The organism is Caballeronia udeis, from assembly GCF_001544555.2.
GTDB lineage: Bacteria > Pseudomonadota > Gammaproteobacteria > Burkholderiales > Burkholderiaceae > Caballeronia > Caballeronia udeis.
Genome location: NZ_FCOK02000006.1, coordinates 18,603 through 34,190, shown reverse-complemented (window position 1 = coordinate 34,190; position 15,588 = coordinate 18,603). Strand labels below are relative to the sequence as shown.

Genomic DNA, 15,588 nt, shown 5'->3' with positions numbered 1-15,588 from the left:
ACACTCCGATGCAACCCATACCTGGCCTGACCGATCAAGTGAAGGACAGCCTCGGCTGCCCCGCACCCTTCCAGAGAAACGAAACGATTCCGCTCAGAGCCCCATCTTCGCGAGGTCGTCGACGGTGTTCGCGTTGAGATCCACCAGTTGGTCAACGATCAGGTTGTGGCCGTCGGGGTGAACCACCCCCAGGCCTTCGATCTTCGTACCGTCCTTGATCGGCTCACCCTTCGCGACCATCACACCCAGGGTCACGAACACTTCGCCGGCAATCTCGGGGTTCCACATATAGCCGCCCGTCAGGACGCCATCGTGCACGAGACGCTTGCCCTGCCCCGGCGAAAACGGACCGAGCACGAGGATATTTCCCTGCTCGTGCTTTTCCGCCACCGCGCGCGCTGCCCCGATCGGACCCTGGCTGCCGAAGGCAAGAATGCCCTTGAGGTTGGGATGCGCACGCATCAGGTCGAGCGCGGTCTTGCGCGACGCGTCGACATCTTCGGCAACACCGTAACGGTCGCCAACCAGGGTCATGCCGGGATCGTTCGCCTTGAGATAAGCGATGGCGGCATCGGCCCACGCGTTATGCAAGGGCACGGTTAGCGAGCCGACAAAGACCGCGTATTCCCCCTTGCCGCCCAACGCGGTCGCCATGCGCTTGGCGTACGCTTCGCCGAAGCCCTTGACCGAGGCGAGTTCGAAGTCCCAATCCGTATTCTTTTGCTTGGGCGACTCGTGCGTGATGACCTTGATGCCCGCAGCGCGCGCTCGCGCCAGCACCGGCTCCAGGACCTCGGCGTCGTTCGGCACCACGCCGATCACGTCAACGTGCTGCGCGATCAGATCTTCGATCGCCCGGACCTGCAGCGCAGGGTCAGCGCTGGTCGGCCCGACCATGAACGCCTTGACGCCAAGCTGCTCCGCTCGCTTCTTGATGCCGGCGTCCATGGCGTTGAACCACGGAATCCCGCCAATTTTTACAACGATCCCAATGACGGGTTTGTCGGGTGAGGCCGCAGCCAGGCCCGTTGCCAACGCAAATGCAGCGACGCCTGCGCACAGAGCGCGTACGAAGTACCTTGACATGTCTCCTCCGCGTGGACTTCCGTGAGCTCTCGCTCCGGGGAGTCCATTGGTTTGATTGTGGACAATTTGCCGGATCATTGAACTATTTAGCATTTTGCTAAATCCATTCAGCTAATGACGGAACCGATGCTGAATCCATTTAGCTTGATGGTCAACTCTCGGATACCCTAGTATGGTTTCCGGCCGAAGCAGGTCAGCCTCCGGGTGGAGCGCCAAGCAATTGAAAGGGGAAATACAGATGGTCCGCAGTAGCAAGGGACGCAAATCCACGATCTACGATATTTCGGAAGCAACCGGCACGTCGGTCACGGCGGTGAGCATGGTGCTGAACGGAAGTTGGGCGAGATATCGCATCAAGGAGGAAACCGCCAACCGCATTCTGGAGAGCGCGCAGCAGCTCGGGTACAACGTGAACATGCGCGCCCGGGGCTTGAGGCTTTCCCGCTCCGGACTCGCCGGCATGATTCTTCCGCACTATCGCAATCGTTTCTTTGCGGGGCTCGCGGAGACCTTCGAAGAACAGGCGAGAAGCCGGGGTCTGTGCCCTATCGTCGTCAGTACCCAGCGGGATCCGGCGGTCGAGACGAGCGTCACGGAAACGCTGCTGTCGCAACGGGTCGAAGTGCTTTTCATTGCCGGCGTGCGCAACCCGACGCCGCTTAACGCACTGTGTGCGGCGGCGGGCGTGACTTGCATCAATGTCGACCTGCCCGGTGCCGGCGCACCGTCGGTGGTGTCGGACAACCGCGGCGGTGCTCGCGCGCTGACCGAGGTGTTGATCGACAAAATGAAGGCACGCGGTGGCGCCCCCGAAGAGCTGGTTTTCCTTGGCGGGGTTGCCGGCGAATACGCAACGGAGGAGCGCATTCTCGGCTTCCGCGACGCGTTCGAGGCGAGGGGAATCAGCCCAACCGCCGATGCGGTGGACTGCTGCGGATACAACGCGTCCGTTGCCCGGCAAGCGCTTGCTCGTGGCTACGAGAGCCTTGGCAAGCTGCCCGCGGGTTTGTTCATCAACTCGATCACCGCGTTCGAAGGGCTTGTGCAGTTCACGTCGCAACTGTCCCGGGATGCGTTGCAATCGACGGTTGTCGGGTGCTTCGACTGGGATCCGTTTGCCGCCCATTTACCGTTTGAGGTGACGATGATGCGGCAGGACGTGGATAGAATTATTTCGGAGGCCTTCGCACTTTCCGATAACCATGAGACCGCGGCGAATCATCCGCTGATTGTCGTGCCGACGGGCTTCGGCGACGTGATGGACGAAGACGATCCGGCGATCAAACACAAATATGACAGGTGAAAGTTGCGCCGTTTTTTTTGCACAACGCATCCCCGGCACGAGCGATCAACCCGCCCAGTCCGCCACCATCCGCGCATCGACGCTGACTCCGCCGCACACCACGATCACCACATCGTGGGCGCCGGCAATCGCCGGATGATCAAGGTAACCGACAGCAAGCGACACCCCGCACGCCGGTTCCACGAGCTGCCTGTGATCATCGGCGAAACGCGTCACGCCCATGATTGCGTCGGCATCCGGCAGCACAACGGACTCGTGCGGAAACTGCCTGATGGCGTTGACCGGCCAGCTCGCCACCTGAAGCGCAGCAAGCGACTTTGCGATGCTGTCGATGCGATCCAGTTTCACCGGATGCCCTGCATCCAATGCCGCGCGAAATGATGCCGCGCCCGTCGTCTCGCACGCGATCACGCGACAATCCGTGCGGCCATGGCGCAACAAACCGGTCAGGATGCCTGCAAGCAAACCGCCCCCACCCACGCTGGCCACAACGGCATCCATTTGCGGCAGCACCCCGACAATCTCGTCGATCATCGTGCTATGGCCTTCCCACAACACGGGGTGATCGAACGCCGGCACGTACTCGACTTCATCGGACGCCGAGAGCGCCAGCGCATGCTCGTTCGCTTCGTCCCAGACATCGCCCTGCACAACCACCGTCGCGCCGAGCGCGGCAATCCGCTTGCGGGTGCTTTCGGGCGTTGTGGAAGGCACCACGATCTCAGCCTGCATGTCGAGCAAGCGCGCCACAAACGCCGTCGCAAATCCAGCGTTGCCGCCTGACGGGCAAACCACGCGGAGCTTGCCGGCCTCTTTCGCCCGCGAACACAGCAAGCCCATGCCGCGCATCTTGAATGAGCCGCTGGGCTGCAGGTTTTCGAGCTTGAGCCAGATGCGGCGCGTGGACGTGGACAGTCCGGGATGCAGGATCAACGGGGTTTCGATGTGAAGCAAGATCGGTCCTTTCAAACGGGAATTCCGGGACCAGCGCGCCGGCATGACGGCCGCGGCTGGATTCGAGCCTCGTAGTTTATTGCAGGCCGGGAACGGCCGCGCCGTTGAATGCTACTCAGCCCGCGTGCCCCGTCAGCCCCGCATCGCCCGCCAGGATCTCCGCCAGGAAGTCGATGAACACCTGGACCTTGGTGGGCAAGCGCCGGCCGGCGGGGTGGACGGCGCTGATGGCCAGCGGGCCGGGGGCGTAGTCGGCCAGCACGACGCGGACCGCGCCCGAGGCGATCTCGGGCGCGAACGCCCAGGCCGGGCTGTGGGCAAGTCCCAGGCCGGCGAGTACCGCGGCGCGGATCTGTTCGGCGTCGGCAGTGCGAAAGTTCGCTCTTGGGTGATGCAGGAGGGTCCTCGCCCCGTCCCGGAACTCCCACGGCAGCGGCTCGTGGAGCGGCGCGAAAATCAGGCAGGCGTGGACGTCGAGGTCGGAGGGGGTCAAGGGCACGCCATGCACCGCGAGGTAGGCGGGCGTGGCGACGGTCGCGAAAGGCGCCGTGGCGATGCGGCGTCCGATCATGCTCGAGTCGGTGAGCTCACCGTTGCGGATCGCCAGGTCGACGCCTTCCTCGATCAGGTTGATGTTGCGCCCGGAGCCGGTGAGCTCGATGGAGATGTCCGGATAGCGAGCGAAAAACTCGGGGAGGCGCGGCACTATGTAGAGCCGGCCGAACACCGGGGCGACAGTCACCCGGACCAGCCCGGACGGCGCGGACTGGCCGTGGCCAACCAGGGACTCGGCCGCGTCGAATTCGTCGACCACCCGCAAGGCGGATTCGTAGAAAACCTGGCCGGCGTCGGTGAGGGTCATGCTCCGCGAGGTACGGCGCAGCAGTTGCGCACCCAGGTGTGCTTCGAGGGCGGCGATCTGTTTGCTGACCGCCGACTGGCCTACCCCGGCTTCGCGGGCAACCGACGAAAAGCTGCCGCGTTCGACCACGCGGACGAAGAGGCGCATTGCGTCGAGCCGATCCATTGAAGGTTCCCAATACTTCCTGTCAGGAATGGATTGTATTCCGGAAACCGGACTTCCGTGCCAGATGGAAATGGATGATCCTCTCGCCAGACGCGGCCGGAAGTGTCCGGCCCCAAGACCAGAGGGAAGTTCCATGACCACCGCCACCAACACCACCTCCATTGAGACCCGGCACGTTCTGTCCGAAGACGAGCGCCAGATCGAGCGGGCTGTGCTCGCCGGGATCCACCAACTGTTCTCGAACCCCACCGGCAATCAGCGCGAGGCTTATGACACGATGATCGCCAGCACGCCGATCGCCGACGGCGTTACCCTGGAAGCCATCGACCGCGACGGTGTCAGCGGCTGGTGGGTGCGGCCGGCCGGCGCCCCGGCCGACCGGGCGATCCTCTTCCTGCACGGCGGCGGCTACATGCTCGGCTCGGCCAAGGCGTATCGCGGCCTGGCCAGCGAGGTTGCGGTCCGCGCGGGCGTGGCGGCGTTCGTGGCCGACTATCCACTCGCGCCGGAGCATGTGTTCCCGGCCGCGTCCGAAGCCGCCGCCGCGGTTCGCCGCTGGCTGGGCCGCCAGGGCCAAGGTATTTCGCAGGTCGCGCTGGTCGGTGACTCCGCGGGCGGCGGCCTGGCGCTCAGCGTGTTGGGCGATACGGCGACGACCTCACCGGCGATAGCGGCCATCGCGGTCTTTTCGCCCTGGCTCGATCTGGCGATGACCGGCGCCTCGGTCACCAGTCCCGACATCCGCGACCCCATCTTCATTCAGCCGGAAATGCTTGGGGGACCCGCCGCTGCTTATCTCGCCGGCGCCGATCCGAAGGACGGCCGGGCGTCGCCGCTCTACGCCGTGCCCGAGGTCCTGCCGCCGTTGCTGATCCATGTGGGCAGCGACGAGATCCTGCTCGACGACGCGCGGCGCTACGCGCAAGCGGCCGCGGACAAGGGTGGCGAGGTGCAGCTCGAGATCTACGAAGGGTTGCACCACGTGTTCCAGGGCGCGACGAGAGACCTGCCGGCTGCACGCCGCGCGCTCGATGCGGTGGCGACATTCCTGAGCCGTCACTGGGCGTAACGCGACGCGCCCAGGAGAGCCGCCGCGACCAAGTGGATCCCGCGCTGCTCTTGCAGGAGCGCGGCCTCAAGATGCACCTTCAGGATTCCCCAATTCAGCGATATTGTTTGCGCGATGATCGAGCGCCCAGGTCATCTGATCAGCATTCCGAATCAAACGACGGGTTCCGAAAACAGCCGGTCACGGCCCCCGGCTTCATTGCCTCGCCATCGCTGAGGCGTCGTCCCTTCCCACTGGTTAAACGCCCGGGAAAACGAGTTGACCTCTTCAAAGCCCAGGAACCACGCAATCTCGCCGGCTGCGAGATCCGTACTGCCCAGCAAGCGGCGAGCAATGCGGCTGCGCACGCGGTCCAGTTGCTGCTGATAACTCGTTCCGTCGAGCGCAAGCTTGCGTTGCAGCGTTCGCGTACTGATCCCCAGTTCACGCGCCAGCGCTTCAACGCTCGGCCGCTGGCCGCACATGCTCCGTGCGAGAGCGGCATCGACGTGATCGGCGAATGTTTGCTCGCGGGCAAGCGCAGCCAGTCCGGCATCGAGTTGCGGCACCACGGCGGCAAGCAAATCAACGTTGTGCGTCACGAAAGGCAGCGTGAGACTTGCCGCATCGAACACCAGCACGTCATTCGGCGCATCGAACACGATCTCGCAACCATAGTGGCGCGCAAACATCGCCCGGTTGGCCGCCCGCCGCGTCAGCTCCACGCGACGCGGTTTGATCGCCACGCCCGATCCGCGCCGCGCGATGGCCAGCGCTGACGCAAACATGGTGTCTGCCAGCAGGTCAGGGACAAAACCGTTGGCCAGCAACCAGCGGAACGTCACAGCCGCCTCGTCACGCTGCACGGTGACCACCACCTCTTCCGGACAACTCAGCCGCTTGTAGCGCGCAAGCTTCTCCAGCGCCTCGCGGAAGTTGGCCGAATGCAGCGCCACAAGCGACATTGCGTCGAGTTGCCCGTGCAAGGTTTCAGCACCAATGCGCAAACCGATAGCCGGGTCCCCGCTCACCTGCGCAATAGCGTCCCATAGCGCGAAGTATTTCTGCGTCGTCAGCCGCAGCCTGCCCGGCTCGGCATTCGCCGCCGGCACGGGCAAGCCCGCCGCGCGGAACGTGCGCGGCACATCCACGCCCAGCGCCCGCAGCCGTGCGAACAGTGCGTGACTGACCGGAACGCCATCGGTTCTCATACGCTTTTCAGTCCTTGACCGGTTCCTTCACGATCCCGAGTTTGTCGACCAGCCCGCGCCATTCAGTGGCGTCGCCGGCGTCGGTCGACAAGCTCACGTGACGCCACTTGGCATCCGCCGCGCTGCGCGCTTCGTGCGCTTGCGCCGCGATATACACCGCGTCGCTGCCGAGCAGCAATCGCAGCGGCGGTTCATCCAGTCCCGCAATGCCGAGGATGACCTGTGCGGCTTTCGCGGGGTCTCCGACTGGCTTGTGCGAATCACGGTACTCCATGAAAGGCGCAATGCTCGTGGCGTAGTCCGGGCCGGGGGGGTGGATGGTCATCGACGAACCGGCCCAATCCGTGCGGAAGCCGCCCGGCTCCACGATCGTCACCTTGATCCCGAGCGGCGCGACTTCCTTCGACAGCACCTCGGAGAACCCCTCCACGGCCCATTTCGCCGATTGATATGCGGCGAGGCCCGGCGAACCAACGCGCCCGCCTATCGATGAAATCTGGATGATATGGCCGCTACGCTGCGTGCGCAGGATCGGCAACGCGGCGCGCGTCACGTTGAACACGCCGTAGAAATTGGTTTCCATCTGCGCGCGGAAATCGGCGTCGTCACCTTCCTCGATCGACGCGATGTTGCCATAACCCGCATTATTGACGACGACATCCAGACGGCCGAAAGACGCCACGGCCTGCTGCACGGCCGACTGTGCCGACATGGGGTCGGTCACGTCGAGTGCGACGGCGCGCACGCGCTCGCCATACTGCTCCACAAGCGCAGCGAGATCGTCGGGACGGCGCGCGGTCGCAACCAGACGATGACCCGCGGTGAGGACGGCCTTGGCCAATTCCTGGCCGATGCCGCGGGAACTGCCCGTAATAAACCAGACTGAAGACATTGAGGTGCTTCCTTTAATGGTGAACGAAAGGTGCTGCGATCACCAGATTCTAGGAGCGCCCTCCGTGTGGCACTAATCCGATCGCGCCAACTTGCAATCGGATCGCGCCAACGCCTTGACTGATCCGGGCAGTTACTTGTGGCGTGTCTCGCTGTCGAGATGGGCCATTTGCGCGGCCGCATAACGGTCGCCGGCTGCAGCGCCCTTCGGCACGGCGTATTCGATGGCACTCAGTTCGTCCGGCGTCAGCACGACATCCAGCGCCCCCAGCGCTTCGGCCAACCGGTCGCGCCGCCGCGCGCCAACCAGCGGCACGATATCCGCGCCCTGCGCCGCGACCCATGCAATCGCAATCTGCGCGACCGACACGCCCTTGGCTTCCGCAATCCGCCGCAACGCTTCGACCAGTTGCAGGTTGCGCTCGGCATTTTCGCCCTGGAAACGCGGGCTATGCGCGCGGAAATCGTTGCCAGCCAGATTTTGCGTCGTCTGCCAATGGCCGCTGATCAGCCCGCGCGACAACACGCCGTAGGCCGTCACGCCAATGCCGAGTTCACGGCACGTCGAGAGAATATCGCCTTCGATGCCCCGGGAAATCAACGAGTACTCGATCTGCAGATCGGCTATGGGATGCACGGCTGCCGCGCGCCGGATCGTCTCGGCGCCGACCTCGGACAGCCCGACGTGACGCACGTAACCCGCCTTCACCATGTCCGCTATCGCGCCCACGGTGTCCTCGATCGGCACATTCGGATCGAGCCGCGCGGGACGATAGATATCGATGTAATCCACCCCGAGGCGCTGCATTGAATACGTCAGGAAGTTCTTCACAGCAGCCGGCCTCGCGTCATAACCGACCCAGCCGCCGGCCGGATCGCGCAGCGCGCCGAATTTCACGCTGATGACGGTGGAATCGCGTTTCGTGCCCTTCAGCGCTTCGCCGATCAACGCTTCATTGTGGCCGCTGCCGTAGAAATCACCGGTATCCAGAAGCGTGATGCCGGCGTCGAGCGCGGCGTGAATCGTGGCAATGCTTTCGCTCCGGTCAGCCGGGCCGTACATGCCGGACATGCCCATGCAGCCAAGTCCAAGTGCCGATACGCGCGGTCCGGTCGCGCCGAGTTGCCGATAGTCCATGTCAAGTCTCCTGGGTCGGGCGTCGCGTGATTGCGAGCGTTCGAGAGAGTATGCGAGGCGTTTTGTCGTGCGACAATCCGGCCTTCACAGCACGGGCTGTACGAAAAACCGCACAATGAACGATCCCGATCTCTCCGATCTCAGCGCCTTCGTTGCCGTCACCGAGGTCCGTAGCTTCAGGGCCGCGGCGCGCTTGCGCGGTGTGTCGGCCTCCGCCTTGAGCGAGGCGATTCGCCGGCTTGAAGCCCGGCTCGGCGTGCGTTTGCTGAATCGCACCACCCGCAGCGTCACGGTCACGGAAGCCGGCCAGCGTCTGCTGGAACGGCTAGGACCGGCGCTCGGCGAGATTGCCGGTGCGCTCGATGCAATCAACAGTTTCCGCGACAGCCCGACCGGCACCTTGCGCCTGAACGTCCCGAGCATTGTGGCCATGCACGTGCTGCCGCCCATCGTCGCGCGCTTTCTCGCGGCGCATCCGGGCATCACGCTGGAGGTGGTATCGAACGATACGTTTATCGACGTGCTGGCAGCAGGTTTCGATGCCGGCATCCGCTACGACGAACGGATCGAGCGCGACATGATCGCCGTGCCTATCGGCCCGCGCACGCAGCATTTCGTGGCGGCGGGCGCGCCGGCTTATTTTGCGGCGCACGGATGGCCTGAACACCCTCGCGATTTGCTGGAGCACGCATGCATCGGGCATCGGTTTGCAAGCGGCGTGCTGGCGGCCTGGCGTTTCGAGCGCGATGGCGAACAGGTTCGATTCACGCCGAACGGGCCGTTGGTGGCGTCGGTGATCGAGCTTGAAGTGGGCGCCGCCACAGCCGGCCTGGGCATGATCTATACGTTCGAAGAGTTCTTGCGGCCAGCAATACGAAGCGGCGCACTCGTGCCCGTGCTGCACGAGTGGTGGGAGAGTTTTTCAGGGCCGTTTCTGTACTACCAGAGCCGTACGCACATGCCCGCGCCGCTGCGGGCATTCATCGATTTCATCAAAGAGGATTGAACCTGCGAGGATTGAACCCGCGCGCGGCAGTTACCGTTCGGAGAAAAACGCCCGAACCGCCGCCAAGGCGTTTTCAACCGCCGCGCGGTCCACATCCAGATGCGTGACCCAGCGCTGTTTGGTCGCGCTATACGTCGACGTGATGCCAATCCCGCGCGCCGCCAGATGTGTCTTGAAGTCATCGGCAATCGTGCTGTCCACTTCCACGAACACGATATTCGTGTCCGGCGTCGTGACTTTCAATTGTTCGAAGGCTGCCAGACCTTTAGCCAGCGTTGCTGCATTGGCGTGGTCGTCGGCGAGACGCGCCACGTTGTGCTCCAGCGCGTAAAGCCCGGCCGCGGCGAGAATGCCGACCTGCCGCAAGCCGCCGCCCACCATCTTGCGCGTGCGTCGCGCCTTTGCGATCAGCGGCGCGCTGCCGACCAGCACCGAGCCGACCGGCGCACCCAAGCCCTTCGATAAACACACGGACACCGTGTCGAAAGAGCGGGTCAGCGTAGCCACCGGCGTATCGAGCGCGGTCGCCGCATTGAAGATACGGGCGCCGTCGAGATGCGTGGCAAGGCCGTGCCGACGAGCCAGCGCCGTCGCGGCTTCCATGTACTCCAGCGACAAAACCTTGCCGCCGATCGTGTTCTCCAGCGACAGCAACCGCGTGCGCGCGTAATGCGAGTCATCCGGTTTGATCGAGTCTTCGATCTCCGTCAGCAGCAGCGAGCCGTCCGCCTGATTGTTCAGCGGTTGCGGCTGGATGCTCCCCAGCACCGCCGCGCCGCCCGCTTCCCAGCGGTAGGCATGCGCCTGCTGCCCGACGATGTACTCGTCGCCGCGCCCGCAATGCGCCATCAGCGCGACCAGATTCGATTGCGTGCCCGACGTCAGGAACACAGCCGCTTCCTTGCCAAAACGCTCGGCCATCACGGCTTCCAGTTGCGTAACGGTGGGATCGTCGCGGAAAACGTCGTCCCCGACTTCCGCGGATGCCATCGCGGCACGCATGGCCTGGCTGGGCCGCGTAACGGTATCGCTGCGGAAGTCGTGCTGGATCGGGGTGCTCATTGCAGCTCCTGGTAGGTGGAGGGGGTATTTTGCCATCGCGAGGAGGAACGTGTCGCGCGGGCAAGTTGGCAGATCAGGCTTCTACGGAGGATATGTGATCTGGTTTCCAGCTTGAAGGCGACAGAAATCTTGTTGAAATTTATGAAATTCCTTAAAAATCAGTTATATGTCGCCTGGATCTAATTCATAACAACATGTATTTTAGTTTTTTTGCATAAAATCAAATAGTTATTGATTATTTCTGCAGTTAATCATTAACAAGAGGTAGATCTTGAATCCTGATCAACGGCATCGCCAATTGACCCGCCGCGGCAGCGCGCGCCCTGAAACTCATCGAATTTCCGGACGCATCGCTCCAGCAAACCCCTCGACCACGCTCAGCCGTTGGTTGCCGGCAGACTAGTCGCCGCCTGCTGCGGCTTGCAGTCCGTATTGTATTTATCGATAAGCCGCTCCCTAGCTTGCGTGATATCGAGCGAGTAGTTATCGATCGCCGGCCGGTAGCCTACCGACTCAAGCTCCGTCAGTTCGCGCATCAGCGCACGATGCGTGAGCTCGCCGTGCGCCGGTTTAAACGGATAGGCGTTGCACTCGCGCGGAGTGAGCTGATTCGAGGCCATAGCGCACGCGCTGGCCAGCATCAGTCCGAGAGGGAATGCGAATTTGAAGGGGGTCTTCATGAGTGTCTCCTTGAGTTTGTCATATCGCCTTGAGAGGCGATGCAGCCTGGGTCACGACGGGTACCGGGCTGTTGCCGAGACTGCGCTTTCAGAATAGGCAGACGGATTGTCGTTTCCGCTTCGCTTGCGTGAAGGTTTTGTCATGCGGGGAGATCGGGGACAGCGAAAGGTACCGATTGGATAATTTTTTAGTTTTAAAACAGTTACTTATAACGTCTTTATGAACAAATTTCGAGTTCGCATGGATTTAGCGACTTGTGCACAAACAAATTTTTAAGTATCAAATATTTACCACGTCTTATTAAACTATTTTATCGCCATAAAAATCACGAATACCTAACCCCGACCGCCCATCGTTCCAACCCTAAAAAATCCCTCGACACCACCCCAAATGTGCCAGTCACGCTGAGCCACATCCGTCGACCGTGTAAAGTTTCGAACATTCAGCGTCACTCATTCACCCAGCTCATGCCCGCAAGCCAATGAACGCGCCCGAACCGAAGTTGCAAGACGATCCTCACATTGGCCGCTACGAGCGCTCGACGGGACAGGCCGCAGAGTGGTGGCAGGTGACGCTCTCCGACCGGCCGCAGATGTATCGAATTGAACATGGCTATGGTGAAGGGCCGGCCAATATCGATACGGTCGTCGACCTCGAAAATCTCAAGTCGAAATTGCAAAAGTGGCACCGGGAGGGGTTTTTCCGTCCGGGCGATCCCGCGCTTGCGCCGCTGCCGGCTGCGGGAAGAACGGGATTTCTGAAAGAGCTCCGGCATGCCGCCAGGCGAACGCCGCAAGGCGCGAATCCGGATTCAAACGAAACCACCACGGCGATCGGCCCGGTGGACATGCCTGTCGGCCAGCCGGGTCCGCTCGTGCCGCCCCTGAACCCCGCGTATCTTTTTCCCGAGCGTTTCGGCGACATCCTGCAGGACATCGTGGAGAACCGGCGCGTGCTGCTGATCGGCCATACCGGCGCGGGGAAAACGAGCCTGATCGAGCAGGTCGCGGCGCGTACGCAACACGGCGTGCTGCGGGCGAACATGAACGGCCAGACGACCATCGGCGATTTCGTGGGTTTCTGGACCGTGAAAGGCGGTGAAACGCTCTGGGTCGATGGCGTCCTGCCAACCGCCATGCGCGAAGGCCTGTGGCTCGTAGTCGATGAAATCGACTTCGCCGAACCCTCGATACTCGCCGTTCTCACTGCCGTGCTCGAACCCCACGGCCGTTTGCTGCTGAAGGAAAAGGGCAACGAACTGGTGGCGCCGCATCCGTCGTTCCGGCTGTTCGCAACGGCAAACGCGGTCGGTGCGATGAGTGTGTACCGGCATCTGTATCAGGGCGCCAACCTGATGAACGAGGCCTTTCTGGATCGCTGGCGCGTGTATCTGATGAACTACCTGTCGCCCGAGGAAGAGGCCGAAGTGTTGATGCGCACGCTTGGGAGCCGCTTCACGCGGTCGATGGCGCAAACGCTCGCAGCCGTTGCCGCCGATTGCCGCGCGGCGTTCGCCCGCGAGGATCTGGCAAGCGCGTTTTCAACCCGGCGCCTGCTTGACTGGGCCGACCTGATGCTGCGTTCCGGCGACCCCGAACGCGCCGCCGGCCCGGCGATCTACGCGAAAGTGAGCGCCGAGGACGCTGCGCTGATCCGCAGCATCATCCGGCATCACATTGCGTTCGACGAATGAGCGACGTGCTCATGTGCAATCCCGCCAACGTTGCGCGATCTTCCCCGAGCGCAAGCGCGGCTTTCACGCCAGCCGATGTGGAAAACGGCGTGAAGCGCGAGACCATCGTGTCTTACGGGTAACCGACGTGTCCCGCTCCGGCCCGATCTATTCAGACGCGACGCACGCCATGCTCGGCAAGATGGCGCGCGTGCTGACGGGCCGATACGGCGTGACGGTGTCATTCGACGCAACCGGACCACGCGTGGAACGCGACCGCATTGTGTTGCCGGAAATCCCACCGGAGTCCGCCGGCGCGATCAACCTGGACGCGCTCACGGGTCAGCTCGACTTGCTGGTGGCGCGCTCGAAATACTCCGCCATCGGTGAAATCAGCGCGCTCAATGCCGGCCCGACCCGGCAGATTGCCCAAGCGATTGAAGACCGGCGCGTCTGCGAACGCCTGTTCAACGACTATCCGGGCGCACGTAGCTATGTTGAGAAACTACATGAACAAACGGCGCTAAACACCCACGCACGCTGGTCGACCCTGGCCTGGCGCGACAAGCTGATCTGGTTCATCGAACGCGCGCTCTGGGACCAGGCGCCCGACGTGACCGAACGAACTCCGGCCCTGATCGCGACGCTCGGCGCCGTGAGCGAACTGCTGAAGACCACCCGTGCCAGCCGTTCGACTGCCGAAAGCGTGGCGGGCGCACGGGCTCTTGTGGAACGGATCAGGTCGCTCGCAGCCGGCGACGTGAACACCATGATGTTTTCCGCCGATGCCGACGAAGCCCTCGACGCCGAGCAGGCATCGGCCGATCCGGATGCGCTGGACGCTGCGGCGTCGCAGGAAATGTCCGACGCGGCGTCTTCTGACGCCGCCAGCCCCGCCCAAGCGCCGTCCGATGCCTCCTCGGAAGCTTCCGAAGCAGAGGCGCCGGCCGCGCCCATGACTTTCGATATCGACATGATCGATGGCCGGCCTCGTCTGTCCATTCCGCTCACGACCGAATTCGATCTCGTCACCGACCTCACCGGCCTGGGCGACGCCGCCGCGTGGCGCAATCTGCGCGCGCTCGCACGCGCAGAAACCGCGCCGCTGACCGCACGTCTTGAACGTGCGCTGAAAGCCGATGAACAGACGCACTGGAAACGCGAACAGGAGCGCGGGGAAATCGACCGGCCGGCGCTGGCCAAGCTGGTGATATCGCCGGGATACAGGACGCCGTTTCGTGTCAAGCGCACGACTGAAGGGCGGGATGCCGCCGTCACGCTGCTGATCGACCGAAGCGGCTCCATGGCCGGCGGAAAGATCGCCCTCGCGAGGCTCTGCGCCGCCGCACTCTGCGACGCGTTGATGCAGCTTTCGTTCAAGTGCGAAGTGCTCGGCTACAGCTCGGTCGAATCCCCGGAAATGCGCACACTTTATGAGCAGAAGCTGGCCGAAGGCGTGGATTTGAACCGTTTCAACCGGCGCGTCGAACGGCTCGACCTGCAGGTCTACAAGCGTTTCGGCTCGAATAACCCGGTGGGGTTGAGCGCGATCGATTGCGGTCACGAGAATCCGGACGGCGAGGCGCTGGCGTGGGCCGCGGAGCGCCTCGCCGCACAACGCGCCGGGAGGCACATCCTGATGGTCCTCTCCGACGGGTATCCCGCCACGGGCGACGGTCATCCAGTGATATTGCGCACCGACTTGCGGGCACGTATAGATGAGATCGCGAACTCGGGAATAGAACTGATTGGTATCGGATTACTCGACGACGCCGTAGAAAAGTTTTATGCGCATAACATCGTCGTGCGAAAACTCGATGAACTCCCCACGATGGCGTTCACGGTACTCAGCAAGCTCCTGCTCCAACGCGGCCGCACGCATTAGCCGCGCTGTTCGCTGCCCTCGCCTCGCTTCACTCGCATCGCGCCCCAAAAATTAATTCAATAGCTTGCTAACGAATTGTCAGCGAAATACAATGCCCGCCATGCCAGAAATCGATGTCCTTCGCCAATCCGTCAGCAGCGCGCTCGTCATTGCTGCGCGCCAGTGGCGGCGCACGAGCCAAGGGGTAATAGCAGCCTATAACGTCTCCGAGGCCTGCGCCACGCCGCTGCTGATCGCGGCGCGGCTCGACGCGCCCGTCCGGCAGGTTGCGCTCGCGGAGTTGACTGGAATCGAGGGGCCGTCGCTGGTGCGTCTGCTCGACCAGTTGTGCGCGGCCAACCTCGTGCGTCGCGACGAAGATCCCGACGACCGGCGCGCGAAGATCATCTCGCTCACCGACGAAGGCCGCTCCGTGACCGCCAAGATCGAGAAAGAACTGATCGGACTGCGCGCCGGTGTGCTGAACGACGTGAGCCGCGAGGACCTGGAAGCGACCCTGCGGGTATTCGCCGCGTTTAAACTTGGCGCGTTCAGTCAAACGCAACCAGCGTCAACACCCGCGTCACAGCAAGGCCCTGCCATCGGCCCGACCGACACCAATACGGAAGAAGGCGTCTAGCGCAC

General features: G+C 63.0%; 14 protein-coding genes. 6 read left to right on the top strand and 8 right to left on the bottom strand.

Annotated elements, in window-relative coordinates:
• Positions 1-93: 93 nt before the first annotated feature.
• On the bottom strand, positions 94-1,086 hold the full coding sequence (locus tag AWB69_RS06515) for a substrate-binding domain-containing protein (RefSeq protein ID WP_062083442.1): 993 nt from the start codon (positions 1,084-1,086) through the stop codon (positions 94-96).
• A 238-nt stretch (positions 1,087-1,324) separates the two neighbouring features.
• On the opposite strand from AWB69_RS06515, the gene AWB69_RS06510 reads away from it, so the two are divergent.
• On the top strand, positions 1,325-2,389 hold the full coding sequence (locus AWB69_RS06510; protein ID WP_062083440.1) for a LacI family DNA-binding transcriptional regulator: 1,065 nt from the start codon (positions 1,325-1,327) through the stop codon (positions 2,387-2,389).
• A gap of 45 nt (positions 2,390-2,434) precedes the next feature.
• Here the strand turns inward: AWB69_RS06510 and AWB69_RS06505 are convergent, their stop codons facing one another.
• Both AWB69_RS06505 and AWB69_RS06500 read right to left on the bottom strand, forming a co-directional pair.
• Complete coding sequence (locus AWB69_RS06505; protein WP_062083717.1) at positions 2,435-3,343, bottom strand: pyridoxal-phosphate dependent enzyme; 909 nt, start codon at positions 3,341-3,343, stop codon at positions 2,435-2,437.
• 115 nt (positions 3,344-3,458) lie between these two features.
• Positions 3,459-4,370 carry a LysR family transcriptional regulator gene (locus AWB69_RS06500; protein WP_062083438.1) on the bottom strand — a complete coding sequence of 304 codons (912 nt, stop codon included), beginning with the start codon at positions 4,368-4,370 and terminating at the stop codon, positions 3,459-3,461.
• Between the two features lie 133 nt (positions 4,371-4,503).
• Between AWB69_RS06500 and AWB69_RS06495 the strand changes: the two genes are divergently transcribed.
• Entirely contained in the window at positions 4,504-5,439 is a 936-nt protein-coding gene (locus AWB69_RS06495; RefSeq protein ID WP_062083436.1) for an alpha/beta hydrolase, read from the top strand.
• Positions 5,440-5,591: 152 nt separating this feature from the next.
• Here the strand turns inward: AWB69_RS06495 and AWB69_RS06490 are convergent, their stop codons facing one another.
• The 3 genes from AWB69_RS06490 to AWB69_RS06480 form a co-directional block, all read right to left on the bottom strand.
• Positions 5,592-6,629 carry an AraC family transcriptional regulator gene (locus AWB69_RS06490; RefSeq protein WP_062083434.1) on the bottom strand — a complete coding sequence of 346 codons (1,038 nt, stop codon included), beginning with the start codon at positions 6,627-6,629 and terminating at the stop codon, positions 5,592-5,594.
• Between the two features lie 7 nt (positions 6,630-6,636).
• Entirely contained in the window at positions 6,637-7,521 is an 885-nt protein-coding gene (locus AWB69_RS06485; protein WP_062083432.1) for an oxidoreductase, read from the bottom strand.
• A gap of 132 nt (positions 7,522-7,653) precedes the next feature.
• Positions 7,654-8,658: an aldo/keto reductase gene (locus tag AWB69_RS06480; RefSeq protein ID WP_062083430.1), complete on the bottom strand. Its 1,005-nt coding sequence runs from the start codon at positions 8,656-8,658 to the stop codon at positions 7,654-7,656.
• Positions 8,659-8,773: 115 nt separating this feature from the next.
• Between AWB69_RS06480 and AWB69_RS06475 the strand changes: the two genes are divergently transcribed.
• Entirely contained in the window at positions 8,774-9,664 is an 891-nt protein-coding gene (locus AWB69_RS06475; protein ID WP_062083427.1) for a LysR substrate-binding domain-containing protein, read from the top strand.
• A gap of 30 nt (positions 9,665-9,694) precedes the next feature.
• On the opposite strand, the gene ltaE is transcribed toward AWB69_RS06475, so the two are convergent.
• Both ltaE and AWB69_RS06465 read right to left on the bottom strand, forming a co-directional pair.
• On the bottom strand, positions 9,695-10,726 hold the full coding sequence (gene ltaE / locus AWB69_RS06470) for a low-specificity L-threonine aldolase (RefSeq protein WP_062083425.1): 1,032 nt from the start codon (positions 10,724-10,726) through the stop codon (positions 9,695-9,697).
• 377 nt (positions 10,727-11,103) lie between these two features.
• The gene (locus tag AWB69_RS06465) at positions 11,104-11,406 is read right to left on the bottom strand and encodes a hypothetical protein (protein WP_063977759.1); all 303 of its coding nucleotides are present in this window, start codon (positions 11,404-11,406) and stop codon (positions 11,104-11,106) included.
• A 482-nt stretch (positions 11,407-11,888) separates the two neighbouring features.
• Between AWB69_RS06465 and AWB69_RS06460 the strand changes: the two genes are divergently transcribed.
• The 3 genes from AWB69_RS06460 (at position 11,889) to AWB69_RS06450 (ending at position 15,583) form a co-directional block, all read left to right on the top strand.
• Positions 11,889-13,100, top strand: coding sequence for an AAA family ATPase (locus tag AWB69_RS06460; RefSeq protein ID WP_062083423.1), 1,212 nt, complete (start codon positions 11,889-11,891; stop codon positions 13,098-13,100).
• A 1,186-nt stretch (positions 13,101-14,286) separates the two neighbouring features.
• The gene (locus AWB69_RS50720) at positions 14,287-14,964 is read left to right on the top strand and encodes a cobaltochelatase CobT-related protein (RefSeq protein WP_407923019.1); all 678 of its coding nucleotides are present in this window, start codon (positions 14,287-14,289) and stop codon (positions 14,962-14,964) included.
• Positions 14,965-15,055: 91 nt separating this feature from the next.
• Positions 15,056-15,583 carry a MarR family winged helix-turn-helix transcriptional regulator gene (locus tag AWB69_RS06450; RefSeq protein WP_407923017.1) on the top strand — a complete coding sequence of 176 codons (528 nt, stop codon included), beginning with the start codon at positions 15,056-15,058 and terminating at the stop codon, positions 15,581-15,583.
• Positions 15,584-15,588 lie beyond the last annotated feature (5 nt).